The organism is Bacillus sp. SRI_025 (genome assembly GCF_057592095.1).
Window position 1 is genome coordinate 145,416 of the sequence record NZ_JBYEGB010000002.1, and the last position, 17,639, is coordinate 163,054.

Below are 17,639 nucleotides of genomic sequence, written 5' to 3' on the forward strand. Positions count from 1 at the left end.
CTAAATGCATGTTTATAAATTAAAACTTATTTTTATGCAAAAAACATTCACAGAATCAAAACAAGCGAGAGGAGCTTTTCAATCATGTCACAAAATAAAAAAGTTGTATTAGCATATTCCGGAGGTCTTGATACCTCTGTTGCAGTTAAATGGTTACAAGAGCAAGGATACGAAGTTGTTGCTTGCTGCCTTGACGTAGGTGAAGGAAAAGACTTGGCATTCGTTCAACAAAAAGCGCTTCAAGTCGGAGCGGTTCAATCATACATGATTGACGCAAAAGAAGAATTTGCTGAAGAGTTTGCACTCACTGCATTACAAGCACACACAATGTATGAAGGGAAATATCCACTAGTATCTGCACTATCCCGTCCGCTTATTGCAAAAAAATTAGTGGAAGTAGCAGAAAAAGAAAATGCAGTAGCTGTTGCTCATGGATGTACTGGAAAAGGGAACGACCAAGTTCGTTTTGAAGTATCCATTAAAGCATTGAATCCAGATCTAGAAGTTCTTGCGCCAGTGCGTGAATGGAAATGGTCTCGTGATGAGGAAATCGATTATGCACAAAAACATGGTATTCCAATTCCGATTAACTTAGACAGCCCATATTCAATCGACCAAAACCTTTGGGGCAGAAGTAACGAATGTGGCATTTTAGAAGATCCTTGGGCTGCGCCGCCAGAAGGTGCATATGATCTGACAAATCCACTTGAAAAAACACCTGACACACCAGAAATCATTGAAATCACGTTTGAAAAAGGAAAACCGACAGCGATTGACGGTATCCAGTATTCATTATCTGATCTTATCCTTCATTTAAATGAAGTCGCTGGTCAGCATGGTGTTGGCAGAATCGATCACGTTGAAAACCGTCTTGTTGGGATCAAATCTCGTGAAGTGTACGAGTGCCCAGGTGCAGTCACACTTCTTAAAGCACATAAAGAGCTTGAAGACTTAACGCTTGTTAAAGAAGTCGCACACTTTAAACCAATCGTGGAACAAAAAATGGCTGAATTAATATACAACGGCTTATGGTTCTCACCGCTTAAAGAAGCACTAGATGCATTCTTACAAGAAACACAGCAAAACGTAACAGGTGTTGTACGTGTGAAACTATTTAAAGGCCATGCCATTGTAGAAGGACGTAAATCACCATATTCACTTTATGATGAAAATCTCGCAACTTATACAAAAGCAGATGAATTTGATCATGATGCAGCTGTAGGATTTATTAACCTTTGGGGCTTACCGACAAAAGTAAACAGCATCGTGAATAAAAAGGAGCAGGTTAAAGCATGAAAAAGCTTTGGGGAGGCCGATTTCAAAAAACACCAGAAAAATGGGTCGATGAGTTTGGCGCGTCCATTCATTTCGACAAACAATTAGTGAAAGAAGATCTGACCGGCTCCCTTGCTCATGCAAGTATGCTGAATAAATGCGGTATCCTCGGTGATGAGGAGGCCGCTGCCATCAAAGACGGACTAAATACGCTCATGAAAAAGGCAGAGGAGGATGAACTGGAATTCTCAGTAGATTATGAGGACATTCATTTAAACCTTGAAAAAATGCTCATTGATGAGATTGGTCCGCTTGGCGGCAAATTGCACACAGCGAGAAGCCGGAATGATCAGGTCGCAACCGATATGCACCTATATTTGAATAACCAAGTCGAGCATATCATTGAACTGATCTCTTCCTTTCAAACGGTGCTTGTAGAGAAGGCAGAACAGCACGTTGAAACGATTTTCCCAGGATATACGCACCTGCAGCGTGCACAGCCTATTTCGTTTGCCCATCATATGCTCGCCTATTTTTGGATGCTTGAGCGTGACAAAGCGCGCTTTCAAGATTCATTGAAGCGAATTAACGTATCTCCGCTTGGATGCGGAGCGTTAGCAGGAACGACATTCCCGATTGATCGTGAATATACTGCAGAGCAGCTTGGCTTTGATCACATTTACGAAAACAGCCTTGATGGTGTGAGTGATCGGGACTTCATTTTAGAGTTTTTGTCTAATAGCAGTCTTGTGATGATGCACCTCTCACGTTTTTGTGAGGAAATCATTTTATGGTGCTCACAAGAATTCAAATTCATTGAACTCGATGATACGTATGCAACAGGCAGCAGCATGATGCCGCAGAAGAAAAACCCCGATATGGCTGAATTAATCCGCGGAAAAACAGGCCGTGTGTATGGCAACCTGATGGGGCTTCTCACGATTATGAAAGGCTTGCCACTTACGTATAACAAAGATCTGCAAGAAGATAAAGAAGGCATGTTTGATACAGTGAAAACTATCGCTGGCAGCCTGCAAATCTTCACAGGTATGATTCAAACGATGACAGTCAACGAAGATGTCATGAAAAAGGCAACAAAAGAAGATTTCTCAAATGCGACAGAAGTGGCAGACTACCTTGCGAAAAAAGGCATGCCATTCCGTGAAGCACACGAAATCGTTGGCAAGCTTGTGTATACATGTATTCAAAAAGGCATCTACTTAAGTGATCTTCCTTTTGAAACTTTTACAGAAGCAAGCGAGCTTTTTGAACAAGACATTTACACTGTTCTTGATCCGTATGTGGCGGTTGAAAAAAGAACAAGTGCAGGCGGAACTGGATTCAAACAAATCCAGCTCGCTTTAGAAAAAGCAAAAGCCTGTCTGGCATAACTGATCAAAACCATTCGTTTATACGGATGGTTTTTTTGTCATGGAAAAAAGGAGATTGATGACCATTGGAGAAAATGAAAGCATACCAGCGTCAAGCAGAAGAGGGAGTGACAGCAGATCATGAAGAAAACGCTTGAGGCTTTGTTTCATCAACCGATCGTATCAGTGAAAACGTTAGGAGAACAATATGACGGACGGGCCAATGATGTGTGGCTGATCTCCTTACAAGATAAAACGGAATATGTGATCAAATCTCCTAAAACTGCAAGAGAAGAAAGTGAATTTGTGACTGGGATCAATATGATCTATGGAGTAGATGCTCATACTATACAAAAGTATATCGATCAAATTAATCAAAAACTGTCTCATACGAATTCGTTTCAGATTCCAGAAGTTGTTCGTAAAGTGAAGAAGGCAGGAAGACATTTTTATGTAATGGAGAAAGTAGAAGGAACACCTTTCACATCTTTCGATGGACGTTCATCAAACTTTTATAAGGATTATGGGAGGAAACTAGCACATCTTCATTCATATCGAACTGACTTTTTTGGGGCAGTATACGGAGCTGAAAAGAAACATTTGAGAGAATTTCATGCGGTGTTAAAAAAGGCTGTACCCAAACTCATAGAGCGGGATTGGAAAGCTGAAGCCTCCTGATTCAGCCAGTCTTATTTTAATTGATTTAGATCCGTCTCAATATATTGAAAAAGATGATCAAGTAACGAGTTTAGTTGATACAGAATATGTCGTATATGGACCAGCTGCGTTTGATTTTATTGCATTGGAATACCTTTTGACGAAAGAAGCTGCCCGCGATGTCCAATTGGGGTATGAAGAGATTTGTCCGCTTCCTCGCGAGCTTCAAGAGGTGAGAGAGTGCTATCGTTTTGTTTCGCTGCTTCTCGATATTCATGGCTCATGGGATCTGAAAAAGTGGATGAATCACCCTATACTGTTTTACTCCTATTGATAAAGGGTTCATAAGTGCGCCAGATGCCGGTTTATAGTAAAGTAAAAGATAAGATAAGAAACACGTGAACTTGCAACCTTTGCTTTAGGAGGAGATTGTGTGCGACACGCATTAATAACAGCGGGTTCTAAAGGACTTGGCCGGAAAGTCACCGAGTCTTTACTGAATATGGGGTATTCTGTGACAGTGAATTATCGAAGTGATGATGAAGCTGTCCGGCAGATGAGAGAAGAATTACAGCAGTACGAAGATAAGCTTCAATTTGTCCAAGGTGATGTGACAAAAAAAGAAGATCTAAAAAACATGGTAGAGCTGGCAATAGAGCGATTTGGGCGGATTGATGCCTTGATTAACAATGCTGGTCCTTATATTTTTGAACGAAAGAAACTGGCGGATTACTCTGAAGATGAATGGTATCAAATGATAGAAGGCAACTTATCAGCAGTATTCCATTTGTTCCGAATGGTCATCCCAATGATGAGAAAACAAAGCTTTGGCCGCATTATCACTTATGGCTTCCAAGGTGCAGACCATGCGCCGGGCTGGATGCACAGATCAGCCTTTGGAGCTGCAAAAGTGGGCCTTGCGTCATTGACGAAAACCATTGCGATTGAAGAAGCCGAAAACGGCATCACCGCCAATATGGTTTGTCCAGGCAAAATCGTTGGAGACATGAAAGAATCGACAATAGAGGAAGCCCGCCAAATCAAAGACGAAGAAACGCCAATAGGCAGGTCTGGTACTGGAGAGGATATAGGACGTATCATCTCATTTCTATGTGATGACCGTTCAGACCTCATTACAGGCACCGTCATTGAAGCAACAGGTGGTCTTAACGTCATTCACAGGCATTAAGTTTTTCAGCTTTTTATAGAGGTAATAAATGATATGAGATCAAAATTGAAAGGTGGATATACTACATGAAAGCTACATATCATGGACATTCAGTCGTACACATTGAAACAAACGGATATCATATTTGGATTGACCCATTTTTAAATGGAAATAAGCACACAGATATCAATCCGCAAGATGTGAAAGCAGATGTCATTTTACTGACACATGGTCATGGAGATCACATCGGTGACACCATTGAAATCGCTAAAAACAATGATGCACTTGTTGTCGCGCCTTTCGAACTTGCCACATATTTAAGCTGGCAAGGGGTGAAAACGCACCCGCTTTCTATTGGAGGCAGCCGTGAGTTTGAATTTGGTAAAGTGAAGCTCACGCAAGCGTTCCATGGTTCAGCTGTCATTGATGAAGAGGCGCAGACAATTACGTATACTGGGATGCCATCAGGTATTTTATTTACCGCAGAGGGCAAAACAATTTATCATGCTGGAGACACTGCACTCTTTTCAGATATGAAACTGATTGGTGAGCTGAATCATATTGAGCTCGCATTCCTTCCAATTGGTGATAACTTCACGATGGGGCCGGAAGATGCAAGAATTGCAGCAGAATGGCTGCGGGCAAAACAGGTCGTTCCGATTCACTACAGCACATTCCCGCCAATTGAACAGGATCCGCATGCATTTGCAGACAGCCTGCATGGCGGCGTCGGTCATGTGTTAAATAGCGGGGAATCAATCGAGATTTAATCCCCATACGAAAAAAGCTGGCACACAAATGCCGGCTTTTTTGTTTACCTTCATCTGCTGAAAGAAAAGACAAATTGCTATTAAAAGCCTCCTGCCCTTATAATGAAACATAGATGAAAACGCTGAAAACAAAAAGGGTGAACGGGATTGGCGACAAAGCATGAGCAAATTTTATCGTATATTGATTCATTAGATGTCGGGGAGAAAATTTCTGTCCGGCGCATAGCGAAAGAAATGAAAGTGAGTGAAGGCACCGCTTACCGGGCCATCAAAGATGCTGAAAATAAAGGATTCGTCAGTACCATTGAACGAGTCGGCACCATTCGAATTGAACAGAAGAAAAAAGAAAATATTGAAAAACTGACATATGCAGAAGTGGTTAATGTCATTGATGGACAGGTGCTTGGAGGACGAGCAGGCTTACATAAAACGTTAAATAAATTTGTCATCGGAGCGATGGAGCTGGATGCGATGATGCGCTATACGGCAGCTGGCAACTTGCTGATCGTCGGAAACCGGATCAATGCCCATAAGCAGGCATTAGAGGCAGGGGCGGCTGTGCTGGTCACCGGCGGATTCTCAACAGATGATGAAATCATTCAGCTCGCAGATGAGCTAGAGCTGCCAATCTTATCAACAAGCTACGATACATTTACCGTAGCGGCTCTCATTAACAGAGCCATTTATGACCAATTAATTAAAAAAGAGATTGTGCTTGTAGAAGATATTTTAACGCCGATTGAACGCACTGTGTATTTATCACCAGAGGATAAGCTAGAAAAATGGTATGAAAAGAATTATGAAACTGGCCACGGCCGTTTCCCGGTCGCAGATGATCAAATGAAGATTCACGGCATCCTCACCTCAAAGGATATTGCGGGGCATGACCGCTCCACACCGATTGAAAAGGTGATGACGAAAAATCCGCTGACGGTCATTGGCAAAACATCTGTCGCCTCAGCTGCCCAAATGATGGTGTGGGAAGGCATTGAGGTGCTGCCAGTTGTGGATGATCATGCGAAGCTGATCGGGATGATCAGCCGTCAGGATGTGCTCAAGGCGCTCCAAATGATTCAAAAGCAGCCGCAGGTTGGAGAAAAGCTGGATGATGTTGTCTCAAGAGGGTTTAAAGAAGCTGATACAGAAAAACCAAAAGCAGATGCGGTTTATCAATATGAGGTCACCCCGCAAATGACGAACCAGCTTGGAAACATTTCATATGGGGTGTTCACACAAATTTTAATCGAATCAGCCAACCGCTTCTTAAAATCTCATAAAAAGGGCGAGCTGATCGTCGAGAGTCTTTCTGTCTACTTCTTAAAACCAGTCCAAATGGAATCCACAATCCAGATCAAGCCGAATATTTTAGAAGTAGGGCGCAAGTTTGGAAAGCTGGAAGTCGAGGTTTATCACCAATCGAATATCGTAGGTAAAGCGATGCTGATGGTGCAGCTGATGGAGAGGGGATAATGATAAAAAGGGCGAACCCATGTCGCCCCTTTCCTTATTACGCGTGATCTTTTTCGCCTTCTTTTAAAAAGAGCGGAAGGTAATGCTTGTAGGCTTTATACCCAGCCCATGTACTGCCGATACCGACAGCAACAAAAATAAATCCGATGACAAATGCGAGTGACGAGCGGTTTAAAAATAATTGATTCACACCGAAAAGCAGGACAAAGCAGCCAAGGGCCATACTGGATTTCGCCGACCAGAATTTTTTCTCAACTGGCCGGTTCGTACGGACATTTTTCGCTTTGTAGTATAAATAAAACATGGCAGAACAAATAATAAACACAATCAAAACAAGCATGTGCCAAGCCTCCATTGTAAGTGGTTACAACCCTATTTTAAACGTAAATAGGCTTGCTTACTAGAATAAATTGTCTATTCCTCACTTTTCCGTCACGATAGATTATGATTTAATAATAAAAAGAGTATCGCATGAGAAGGAGTTTTTATGAAAAAAGAACTGATTAGAACCATATCATTATATGACACCATCATCATTCATAGACATGTAAGACCAGATCCTGATGCGTATGGATCGCAGTGCGGCCTTACGGAAATCTTGCGTGCCACCTATCCAGAAAAAAATATTTATGCGACAGGAACCCCTGAGCCATCCCTTTCATTTTTATATGAACTCGATGAGATACCAGACGACGTGTATAAAGGGGCCCTTGTCATTGTCTGTGATACGGCCAATCAAGCAAGAATTGATGATCAGCGCTATTTAATGGGCGATAAGCTGATGAAAATCGACCATCACCCGAATGAAGATCCTTATGGTGATTTGCTTTGGGTGGATACAGAGGCAAGCTCTGTGAGCGAGATGATTTATGAATTGTACTTAGAGGGGAAAGAAGAAGGATATCAGCTGAATACAAAGGCGGCTGAATTGATCTATGCCGGCATTGTAGGAGACACTGGCCGCTTCCTTTTCCCAAACACAACGAAAAAGACACTCAAATATGCAGGGGAACTCATCGAATATCCGTTTTCATCTTCAGATCTTTTCAATCAATTGTATGAGACAGATTTGAATGTCGTGAAATTAAATGGTTATATTTTTCAACATATTTCTTTGTCAGAGAACGGGGTTGCATCTGTGTTCATTAAGCGTGAAATTTTGGAATCGTTCCAAACAACAGCGCAGCAGGCCTCACAGCTTGTTGGGACACTAGGAAATATTGCAGGCATTAAGGCATGGGTCTTTTTTGTGGAAGAAAACGATCAGATTCGTGTCAGATTCCGCTCTAAAGGTGTCGTCATTAACACCATTGCGAAAAAATATCATGGAGGCGGCCACCCGCTTGCAGCCGGTGCGTCCATTTATGATTGGGCCGTAGCAGATGAGATTTTGCGTGATTTAGAAGAAGTATGTAAATCATCATCATAAGAGAGGAGGGATATGAAGTCCCTTCTCTCTTTTTTGTCATGGAGAAAAGGGTTACTTGCATACAGGGATAAACCAGCAGCCGATGTCTGTTGAATCTTCATAGGCTTGGAGATTTTGATGCTTTAATTCTTTTTTAATTAAATGAGCCATCATTTCTGTCTCAGCATAAGCACACATGCCGTCTTTGATCCGGCTTGCTTTGTCTCGTGCCATTTGACGATAGCTGTAAACCTCCATTGTCCTCACCTCTTTCTATTTAAGGTCTCGTTCTACTTTTAGTGTATAAAAATGAAGCGTGAAAAGCGATCATTGAGGGCAGAAATTCATAAAAATTCCACAACCTCTTTATTCAGCAAATGAAATACGTACTTCAAGTGAAAGCTTCGTATAAATTGTCAGCTCTGTCACTTTCGCTCGGTATGCCTTTTCCCGAATGGTATATTCTTTATTTTCCACTGTCCGTTTTAGTAATTCCTTTGTTTTATAGACACTTTCAATATCCTTTGTAATGACTTCTGAGATATCCTCCTTGACCTGGTCTTCAAACTTTAGCGTATCTGGCTCTGGGATTTTATATTGCTCACGATTCACGAGATGAACATCTACGCTTTGGATCAGCAGCCGCTTCTTATTATCCTCATTTAACTTATGCAAATCTTCCCGATAGAGTGTGATTTGTTCCTTCAAACTGTCCATATGATGCTGCTGGCTTCTCAGCAGTGTCACTTGCTTTTCCTGAAAGGTTCCGTATGTAAAGAGAAAAATGAGCCAGCTTACAATCGCACCAAACATCATTCCTGCAAAAAAACGCTGCCAGCCTGGGCGTTTATACAGCTCCGGCACCCTCATGATGACACATGCTCCTGTGTAAGCCACGTAATAATGAGATACCCCGTTTGTGCGCCGCCCATGGCAGAGATAATTAATAAAATCTGCTTGAAAATATCACGCGTGTTTCCTTCGAAAATGCCTCGTTCAAAGCTATAAACAGCATCAAATGTTCCGCCGATAGCGGCGACAAGCGCCCAAATCTTTAAACGGTTGGCAAGACTAGTAATAATGGATAAAGGCGGCTGACCAGATAAATACGCACCAACACCGCCTATGATAGCACCACCCAAAATGACCCCAAGGGCGATAAAATAACAGCTGATAAAATTCGGAATAAAAGCTTCCTTCACATCCATTTTGTCCACCTCACTCTATTCAATATATGGTGTGTGCTGGACAAGTATGAACGGACAGAAAAGAAAGAACATTTGTTTCTCATCGCATCGCGTTTTATAATGAAAGAATGACTTTAGACGAAAGGAGTGGATTTAGCATGTCTTATGTTCATCTTCAGGTCCACAGTGGATACAGCTTGTTAAGCAGTGCAGCTAAAGTAAAGGAGCTTGTACTGAAAGCAAAAGAACTTGGCTGCAAGGCGCTCGCTCTTACCGATGACCATGTGATGTATGGAACGGTTGAATTTTATAAGGAATGTAAAAAACATGGCATCAAGCCGGTTATCGGTTTAACAGCTTCTGTCTTCATAGATGAACAAGAGACAGAGGCTTATCCCTTGGTACTCCTTGCAAAAAACAACGAAGGCTATCAAAACCTGATCAAAATCAGCAGTGTGCTGAAATCAAAATCAAAAGCCGGACTGAAAGAAAAATGGCTAAAAAGCTATCATCGCGGGCTCATTGCGATCACACCAGGTGCATCTGGGTATATTGAAACGCTTTTGCAGCATGATCAGATAGAAGAAGCGCGTGAAGCCGCAAAACAATTAAAGCATATATTCGGCGAGGGCCACGTGTACATCGCACTTCAGCCATTTCAGCAGGACGAATCGCTCACCAGCAAACTGCGGGACGTCTCACAAATTGTGGACATACCTCTTGTTGCGACGGGGGATGTTCACTACATCAATCGAGAGGATAAAATGGCTTATACGTGTTTAAAGGCTATTAAAGCAGGAGAGCAGCTTTCAGAGATAGAGGAAGACCGAGGAGAAAAGCATTTCAGATCCTTTGAAGAAATGTTGGAATGGTATAGAGATGATCGAGAGCTGCTGACAAGAACGGTGGAGATTGCAGACCGCTGCGAGGTCGATTTAAATCTTGGGCAGACAAAACTTCCATCCTATCCAACTCCTGATCAATCAACAGCAGATCAGTTTTTACGCAGAGTGTGCGCAGAAGGGATGATGCAAAGAAAGATTGCTTCACATGACACGTATGTCAAAAGACTTGAATATGAACTGAGCATTATCCAAAAAATGAATTTCAGTGATTATTTTCTCATTGTGTGGGATTTTATGAAGTATGCGCATGACAGAGGGATTGTCACAGGCCCTGGACGGGGATCAGCAGCGGGTTCACTTGTTGCATATGTTCTGTTTATTACGGATGTCGACCCGATCCGTCACGGTCTTTTATTTGAGCGCTTCTTAAATCCAGAGCGAATCAGTATGCCAGATATTGATATTGATTTCCCCGACACGAGAAGAGACGAAATCATTTCTTATGTAAAAGACAAATACGGAGACATGCATGTGGCGCAAATTGTCACGTTTGGAACACTTGCAGCAAAGGCTGCTTTAAGGGATGTTGGACGTGTGATGGGAATCGATTCAAAGGCAGCGGACCGTCTTGCCAAGCTGATTCCATCAAAGCCAGGAACGACGCTGAAAGAAGCGGTGACTGCATCTCCTGAATTAAAAACGATGCTTCAGCAATCTGAAGAGCTTCGAAAGGTCTTCCAAACTGCTTTAAAGGTAGAAGGCTTACCGAGACACACCTCGACACATGCAGCTGGCGTTGTGCTGAGCGAAGAGCCGCTGACAGAGGTCGTTCCGATTCAAGACGGCCATGAAGGTGTGTATTTAACGCAGTATGCCATGAATTATTTAGAAGATCTCGGACTTTTAAAGATGGACTTCTTAGGGCTCAGAAACTTAACATTAATTGAATCCATTAAAAACCAGATTGAAAGACAGGAAAACGTCCACATTAACTTTAGTGACATTTCATATGAGGATCAGAAAACGTTTGAATTGTTATCTGCGGGCGATACAACTGGAATATTCCAGCTTGAATCACAGGGAATGCGTCAGGTGCTGAGACGCCTGAAGCCGTCTAGTTTAGAAGATATCGTAGCGGTCAATGCCCTCTATCGTCCAGGTCCAATGGAAAATATCCCGCTTTTTATCGACCGAAAGCATGGCAGAGTCAAGGTCTCCTACCCTCATCCTGATTTGTATGACATATTAAAGGATACATATGGGGTCATCGTCTATCAGGAGCAAATCATGCTGATTGCAGCGAAGATGGCTGGTTTTCAGCTGGGCGAGGCTGATCTATTAAGAAGAGCTGTTTCGAAGAAGGATAAAAAGGTCCTTGATGAAGAGCGAAGCCATTTTGTTGAAGGATGCCTAAAAAAGGAGTATCCTGTTAACATTGCAAATGACGTTTATGACTTAATCGTCAAATTTGCAAACTATGGTTTTAATAGAAGCCATGCTGTTGCATATAGCATGATTGGCTTTCAGCTTGCTTATTTAAAAGCGCATTATCCGTTATATTTTATGTGCGGTCTTTTAACGAGTGTAATTGGAAATGAAGACAAAATTGCTCAATATTTCTATGAGGCGAAGGAAAAAGGGATATCTGTGTTGAAGCCTTCTATTAATAAGAGTGAGTTTCCATTTACGGTTGAAAAAGGGGAGATCCGCTACAGCTTAAGAGCGATTAAAAATGTCGGAGTGTCAGCTGTAAAGGATATATACAGGGCAAGACAGGAAAAGCCGTTTGAAGATTTATTCGATTTTTGCGCAAGAGTATCACCAAAGAGTGTCAACCGAAAAACGATTGAAGCGCTCATTTTTTCAGGGGCGATGGATGAGTTTTATCCCAATCGTGCTTCGTTATTAGCATCGATAGATATTGCGTTAGACCACGTGTCATTTTTAAATCCTGAGGATCAGCTGGACTTTCTTGGGGATACAACCTTCTCCATTAAGCCAAAATATGCGGAGATAGAAGAAATGCCGCTTGTTGATCTCCTGCAATTTGAAAAAGAGGCACTCGGGTTATATTTATCAAATCACCCAGTACAAGCATACCGAGACCGCTTAAGAGAGAATGGTGCAGTGGAAATAATCAGACTTTCTTCCTATATTAAGCGGAAGATTTCAATGGGTGGTCTTTTGACAAAAGTGAAATCGATTCGGACAAAAAATGGACAATCGATGGCATTTGTTACATTTGGGGATGAAACGGGAGAAATGGAAGGCGTCGTCTTTCCAGAGCAATTTAGAAAGCTGTCCCCCTTACTTGAGGAGGGCACCATGCTTTATGTGGAAGGCAGAGTAGAGATCAGAAATGACAGCAGTCAAATCATCGTGCAAGAAGCTGCTTTGCTGGAAGAGATGGACGTAAAAAGAAAAGAGTCTGTCTACATTCGGGTGAAAGAAGAGAATCATACGCAGGAGCTGCTAGAGCAAGTAAAACAAGTCCTCTCGATGCACAGAGGAGAAGCAGATGTCTATTTGTATTATGAGAAGCAAAAAAAGACGATGAGACTTCCAGATGCATACAAAGTTCATGCAGATCATGCTGTGATTTTCCAGTTAAAAGAGCTGCTCGGTGAACAAAACGTTGTGATTAAATGATGACAAATCGCCTGAATATGTTTTACAAATTCACCTATTGTGTTATCATTTTAAAGATTCTGTGTATTTAAAACTGCCAGTATGTGCTTATCAATTTAGCAAATCATTAAATCATTTTCCACTTGAAGGAGTGTTCATCACATGTCATTAAGAGAAGAAGCATTACATATGCACAAAGAGAATCAAGGCAAACTCGAATCAAAATCAAAAGTACAAGTGAAAAATGCGAAAGACTTGAGCTTGGCTTATTCACCTGGTGTTGCAGAACCATGTAAAGATATTTATGACGACACAAGCAAAGTGTATGATTATACAATGAAAGGCAATATGGTCGCTGTTGTCACAGACGGAAGCGCTGTTTTAGGGCTTGGAAATATTGGTGCAGAAGCATCTCTTCCAGTAATGGAAGGGAAAGCCGTATTATTCAAAAGCTTTGCAGGCGTAGATGCCTTCCCAATCGCGCTTGCAACGAACGATGTAGACAAAATCGTTGAAACAGTGAAGCTTCTTGAGCCGACTTTTGGCGGTGTGAACCTTGAAGATATTGCAGCTCCTAACTGCTTTATCATTGAAGAGCGCTTGAAAAAAGAGACAAACATTCCAGTTTTCCACGATGATCAACATGGAACAGCCATTGTGACAGTAGCAGGACTTGTGAATGCACTGAAGCTATCTGGAAAATCTATGTCTTCAATCAAAGTAGTGGCAAACGGCGCCGGGGCAGCAGGAATTGCGATTATCAAACTTCTTTATCATTTCGGTGTACGTGATATCATTATGTGTGATACGAAAGGTGCCATTTACGAAGGCCGCCCGAATGGTATGAATGCAGTGAAAAACGAAGTAGCTAAATTCACGAACCAAGACCGCAAAGAAGGTTCATTAGAAGAAGTCATTGAAGGCGCAGACGTCTTTATCGGGGTTTCTGTAGCAGGCGCTTTAACAAAAGAAATGGTTGGAAAAATGGCAAAAGATCCTGTCATCTTTGCTATGGCTAATCCAAATCCAGAGATTATGCCAGAAGATGCACATGCAGCAGGTGCAAGTGTTGTAGGAACTGGCCGTTCTGACTTCCCGAACCAAGTGAACAACGTACTGGCATTCCCAGGAATTTTCCGCGGAGCATTAGATGTACGTGCAACTCACATTAACGAAGAAATGAAAATCGCAGCTGTTGAAGCGATAGCGTCTCTTGTTTCAGATGAGGAATTGTCAGCTGAATATGTCATCCCTGCACCATTTGATGCACGCGTGGCACCAGCGGTAGCAAAAGCTGTGGCAAAAGCAGCAATGGAAACTGGCGTTGCAAGAATCAAAGTCGACCCAGAAGCGGTCGCTGAAAAAACAAGAAAATTAACGATTATCGGCGAATAATCAACTGGAAAAGTGTGCACGTTTTTTCTGAAATTGGAGGAAAAACGTGCAACATTTCCTCTCTTACGCGAAAAATTTTTCATCCGGAATGAGATTTTTTTGTAGACGTTCACAATTCAAACATATCAACTGCTCAGCGCCCCAAACACCTACTCATTTCTCATCAATTCCCCACTGAAAAAATTGAATGAAGGATGACAGCGTTTGACAAAAAAAGTACAATAGTTTCGGTACAGTTATGACATGTCCTATAATAGTGGATGTGCGTGTAAAGAAAAAACCCTTCAAAAAGGGAGGTAGTCATTTGTCAATCAAGAATATTTTCAGTAAAAAGAAAAAATATGCATCTGTACCCTCTGAACAGGCAAGCCAAGATGTGCCTGAAGGCATCATGACCAAATGTCCGCAATGTAAAAAAATAATGCTCACCAAAGAACTAGATAAAAATTTACGTGTTTGCATGAATTGCGGCAGACATTTGCAAATGAATGCAAAACAGCGTATCGAAAGCCTTGTAGATGAAGGCACATTTGAAGAATTTAACGGGCACCTCATTTCAGCAAACCCGCTCGGTTTCCCAGGCTACGAAGAAAAGCTTGAGAAAGACAGAGAAAAAACATCTTTGAATGAAGCCATTGTCACAGGTAAAGGTGAGATTGAAGGCCAAAGTGCTGTCATTGCTGTCATGGATGCCACGTTCCGTATGGGCAGCATGGGATCGGTTGTTGGTGAAAAGATCACACTGGCGATCGAGAAAGCAAAAGCGGACAAGGTTCCGTTTATTATCTTTACTGCATCTGGTGGAGCGAGAATGCAAGAGGGAATTCTCAGTCTGATGCAGATGGCAAAAACAAGTTCAGCATTAAAACTGTTCAGCGAAGATCAAGGGTTGATTATCTCTGTGATGACGAACCCAACAACTGGCGGTGTATCAGCTAGTTTTGCGTCTCTCGGTGATTACAACTTTGCAGAACCGGGTGCTTTAATTGGTTTTGCAGGCCGCAGAATCATTGAACAAACGATTCGTGAAGACCTGCCAGAGGACTTCCAAACGGCTGAATTTTTAATGAAGCATGGACAGCTTGATGCTGTCATCCATCGTGCAGAAATGAAAGAAACTCTAGGCCGAATCTTAGCGCTACACAGCACAGGAGGTGAACGAGAGTGGCTGGAGAACTAGAATTTGAAAAACCTGTCATTGAACTTCGAGCGAAAATTGATGAACTGAAAAAGTTCACACAAAACTCAGAAATGGATTTAAGTGCAGAAATTGAGCGCCTTGAAACACGTCTGAGCAAGCTTGAAGCAGACATTTATACAAATTTAAAGCCGTGGGACAGAGTGCAGATTGCTCGGCATGCGATGCGCCCAACAACTCTCGATTACATTCAAGAGCTGTTTGACAATTTTTTCGAATGTCACGGCGACCGTTTTTATGGTGATGATGAAGCGATCGTTGGAGGAATTGCCACGTTTAAAGGGCTTCCTGTCACTGTTATTGGCCATCAGCGCGGTAAAGATACAAAAGAAAACTTGCGCCGTAATTTCGGAATGCCTCATCCAGAAGGCTACCGTAAAGCGCTGCGTTTGATGAAACAAGCAGATAAATTTAATCGCCCGATCATTTGCTTTATTGATACAAAAGGAGCTTATCCTGGTAAAGCAGCTGAAGAGCGCGGACAAAGTGAAGCAATTGCGAAAAACCTATTCGAAATGGCAGGACTTCGTGTACCAGTTGTCTGTATTGTCATTGGAGAAGGCGGAAGCGGCGGCGCACTAGGCTTAGGCGTAGGAAACCACCTATTCATGCTAGAAAACTCAACGTATTCAGTGATTTCACCTGAAGGTGCAGCAGCACTGCTCTGGAAGGACTCATCACTTGCGAAAAAAGCTGCAGAATCAATGAAAATTACCGCTCCAGACCTAAAAGAATTAGATATTATAGATGATGTTATTAAAGAAGTGCAAGGTGGAGCACATCGAGACGTGAAACAACAAGCAGCCTACATGGAAAATGTATTAAAACAATCACTTACATCTTTGCTCAAACTAACACCTGAAGAACTAGTCGAACAAAGATATGAAAAATACAAAGCAATCGGGAAAGTATCGATTGAAAATCAATATATTGGGGTAAACTAAATAAACGTACAGCCTTTTTGGCTGGCGTTTATTTTTTTCATCTTTTTTCATGAAAACCGACCTCATGTAAGCGCTATTTGAAAATAATTTTCTTTTGTTTTCATAAAATTTGAAACGTCTGAAAACCTTGATATGATAAGGTTTATAGCACTTGCCTTTACAGATTTCAGAGAGATTTGCTTTCACGACGTTCTTAACTTTTGTTTAAAAACGGTTTATTTAATTGTATAATAAGTACGGTTTTAGAAATTCGTATTGAAAACATCCAAATTTGCTCATGATTGTTTTCAAGCAGTGGAAATGGTATGTTTAATTCATATATGGTCTCTGAGGTGAAAAAGATGAAGCGTATAGGAGTTTTAACAAGCGGTGGGGATTCCCCAGGAATGAATGCAGCTGTGCGCGCAGTTGTAAGGAAAGCAATTTACCATAATGTTGAAGTTTACGGTATTTATAATGGATACTCAGGTCTAATTAACGGTAAAATTGAGAAACTCGAAATAGGTTCGGTAGGCGATATCATTCATCGTGGAGGAACAAAACTTTACACGGCAAGATGTCCTGAATTCAAGACAGTTGAAGGTCGTGAAAAGGGAATTGAAAACTTAAAAAAATTCGGTATTGAAGGACTTGTAGTCATTGGTGGAGACGGGTCATTTATGGGAGCGAAGAAATTAACAGAGCTCGGTTTTCCATGTGTAGGTGTCCCTGGCACGATTGACAACGATATTCCAGGTACTGATTTCACTATTGGCTTTGATACAGCACTGAATACTGTCATTGATGCCATTGATAAAATTCGTGATACAGCCACATCTCATGAACGTACATACGTAGTGGAAGTAATGGGAAGACATGCTGGTGATATTGCCCTTTGGTCAGGTCTTGCGGGCGGAGCCGAATCTATTTTGATTCCTGAAGCAGACTATGACATGGACGAAATTATTGCTAGGTTAAGAAGAGGTCACGAGCGCGGCAAGAAGCATAGTATTATTATCGTTGCAGAAGGCGTAGGCAGCGGTGTTGAATTTGGTAAGCGGATTGAAGAGGAGACAAGCCTTGAAACACGTGTATCTGTCTTAGGACATATTCAGCGCGGAGGTTCTCCGAGTGCATTTGACCGTGTACTGGCAAGCCGTTTAGGAGCATACGCAGTCGAGCTTCTCCTTGAAGGACAAGGCGGACGCTGTGTAGGCATTCAAAGCAATGAACTTGTCCATCATGATATTTTAGAAATCTTAGATAAAAAACATACAGTCGATAAAAATATGTACCGACTTTCACAAGAGCTCTCTATATAAAACGAGAAGACCTTAGGAGGAAC

Annotated in this window: 16 protein-coding genes; 12 read left to right on the forward strand and 4 right to left on the reverse strand. The window is 41.9% G+C overall.

Annotation, left to right across the window (positions count from 1 at the left end; genetic code table 11):
* The first annotated feature begins 84 nt into the window (after positions 1 to 84).
* The 6 genes from AC20OE_RS05585 (at position 85) to AC20OE_RS05610 (ending at position 6,710) form a co-directional block, all read left to right on the forward strand.
* Positions 85 to 1,296: an argininosuccinate synthase gene (locus tag AC20OE_RS05585; RefSeq protein WP_024424806.1), complete on the forward strand. Its 1,212-nt coding sequence runs from the start codon at positions 85 to 87 to the stop codon at positions 1,294 to 1,296.
* Complete coding sequence (argH, locus tag AC20OE_RS05590; RefSeq protein ID WP_151284575.1) at positions 1,293 to 2,666, forward strand: argininosuccinate lyase; 1,374 nt, start codon at positions 1,293 to 1,295, stop codon at positions 2,664 to 2,666. Before AC20OE_RS05585 ends, argH begins: the two co-directional genes overlap by 4 nt.
* Before the next feature lie 120 nt (positions 2,667 to 2,786).
* Positions 2,787 to 3,323, forward strand: coding sequence for a phosphotransferase (locus AC20OE_RS05595; RefSeq protein WP_487268668.1), 537 nt, complete (start codon positions 2,787 to 2,789; stop codon positions 3,321 to 3,323).
* Positions 3,324 to 3,735: 412 nt separating this feature from the next.
* On the forward strand, positions 3,736 to 4,491 hold the full coding sequence (locus tag AC20OE_RS05600; protein ID WP_039180586.1) for an SDR family oxidoreductase: 756 nt from the start codon (positions 3,736 to 3,738) through the stop codon (positions 4,489 to 4,491).
* A 65-nt stretch (positions 4,492 to 4,556) separates the two neighbouring features.
* Positions 4,557 to 5,240 carry a metal-dependent hydrolase gene (locus AC20OE_RS05605; protein WP_039180583.1) on the forward strand — a complete coding sequence of 228 codons (684 nt, stop codon included), beginning with the start codon at positions 4,557 to 4,559 and terminating at the stop codon, positions 5,238 to 5,240.
* A 147-nt stretch (positions 5,241 to 5,387) separates the two neighbouring features.
* Complete coding sequence (locus tag AC20OE_RS05610) at positions 5,388 to 6,710, forward strand: CBS domain-containing protein (protein ID WP_059374779.1); 1,323 nt, start codon at positions 5,388 to 5,390, stop codon at positions 6,708 to 6,710.
* A 37-nt stretch (positions 6,711 to 6,747) separates the two neighbouring features.
* Here AC20OE_RS05610 and AC20OE_RS05615 read toward each other — a convergent pair whose 3' ends face one another.
* Entirely contained in the window at positions 6,748 to 7,050 is a 303-nt protein-coding gene (locus AC20OE_RS05615) for a YtpI family protein (RefSeq protein WP_003216665.1), read from the reverse strand.
* Positions 7,051 to 7,197: 147 nt separating this feature from the next.
* Here AC20OE_RS05615 and AC20OE_RS05620 point away from each other — a divergent pair, with 147 nt between their 5' ends.
* Complete coding sequence (locus AC20OE_RS05620) at positions 7,198 to 8,139, forward strand: DHH family phosphoesterase (protein ID WP_059374777.1); 942 nt, start codon at positions 7,198 to 7,200, stop codon at positions 8,137 to 8,139.
* A 51-nt stretch (positions 8,140 to 8,190) separates the two neighbouring features.
* Here AC20OE_RS05620 and AC20OE_RS05625 read toward each other — a convergent pair whose 3' ends face one another.
* The 3 genes from AC20OE_RS05625 to ytrH form a co-directional block, all read right to left on the reverse strand.
* The gene (locus tag AC20OE_RS05625; RefSeq protein ID WP_003216400.1) at positions 8,191 to 8,376 is read right to left on the reverse strand and encodes a YtzJ family protein; all 186 of its coding nucleotides are present in this window, start codon (positions 8,374 to 8,376) and stop codon (positions 8,191 to 8,193) included.
* Between the two features lie 108 nt (positions 8,377 to 8,484).
* The gene (gene ytrI, locus AC20OE_RS05630) at positions 8,485 to 8,988 is read right to left on the reverse strand and encodes a sporulation membrane protein YtrI (protein ID WP_003216226.1); all 504 of its coding nucleotides are present in this window, start codon (positions 8,986 to 8,988) and stop codon (positions 8,485 to 8,487) included.
* Complete coding sequence (gene ytrH, locus AC20OE_RS05635; protein WP_024424798.1) at positions 8,985 to 9,326, reverse strand: sporulation membrane protein YtrH; 342 nt, start codon at positions 9,324 to 9,326, stop codon at positions 8,985 to 8,987. Before ytrH ends, ytrI begins: the two co-directional genes overlap by 4 nt.
* A 137-nt stretch (positions 9,327 to 9,463) precedes the next feature.
* Here ytrH and dnaE point away from each other — a divergent pair, with 137 nt between their 5' ends.
* The 5 genes from dnaE to pfkA all read left to right on the forward strand — a co-directional run bounded on the left by dnaE (position 9,464) and on the right by pfkA (position 17,616).
* The gene (dnaE, locus tag AC20OE_RS05640; RefSeq protein WP_372556002.1) at positions 9,464 to 12,799 is read left to right on the forward strand and encodes a DNA polymerase III subunit alpha; all 3,336 of its coding nucleotides are present in this window, start codon (positions 9,464 to 9,466) and stop codon (positions 12,797 to 12,799) included.
* Between the two features lie 141 nt (positions 12,800 to 12,940).
* Positions 12,941 to 14,173 carry an NADP-dependent malic enzyme gene (gene ystJ / locus AC20OE_RS05645; protein ID WP_025092260.1) on the forward strand — a complete coding sequence of 411 codons (1,233 nt, stop codon included), beginning with the start codon at positions 12,941 to 12,943 and terminating at the stop codon, positions 14,171 to 14,173.
* Positions 14,174 to 14,477: 304 nt separating this feature from the next.
* On the forward strand, positions 14,478 to 15,353 hold the full coding sequence (gene accD, locus AC20OE_RS05650; RefSeq protein WP_034279640.1) for an acetyl-CoA carboxylase, carboxyltransferase subunit beta: 876 nt from the start codon (positions 14,478 to 14,480) through the stop codon (positions 15,351 to 15,353).
* Positions 15,338 to 16,315, forward strand: coding sequence for an acetyl-CoA carboxylase carboxyl transferase subunit alpha (gene accA / locus AC20OE_RS05655; protein WP_039180569.1), 978 nt, complete (start codon positions 15,338 to 15,340; stop codon positions 16,313 to 16,315). Before accD ends, accA begins: the two co-directional genes overlap by 16 nt.
* Positions 16,316 to 16,656: 341 nt before the next feature.
* Entirely contained in the window at positions 16,657 to 17,616 is a 960-nt protein-coding gene (pfkA, locus tag AC20OE_RS05660; protein ID WP_024424794.1) for a 6-phosphofructokinase, read from the forward strand.
* Positions 17,617 to 17,639: the final 23 nt, after the last annotated feature.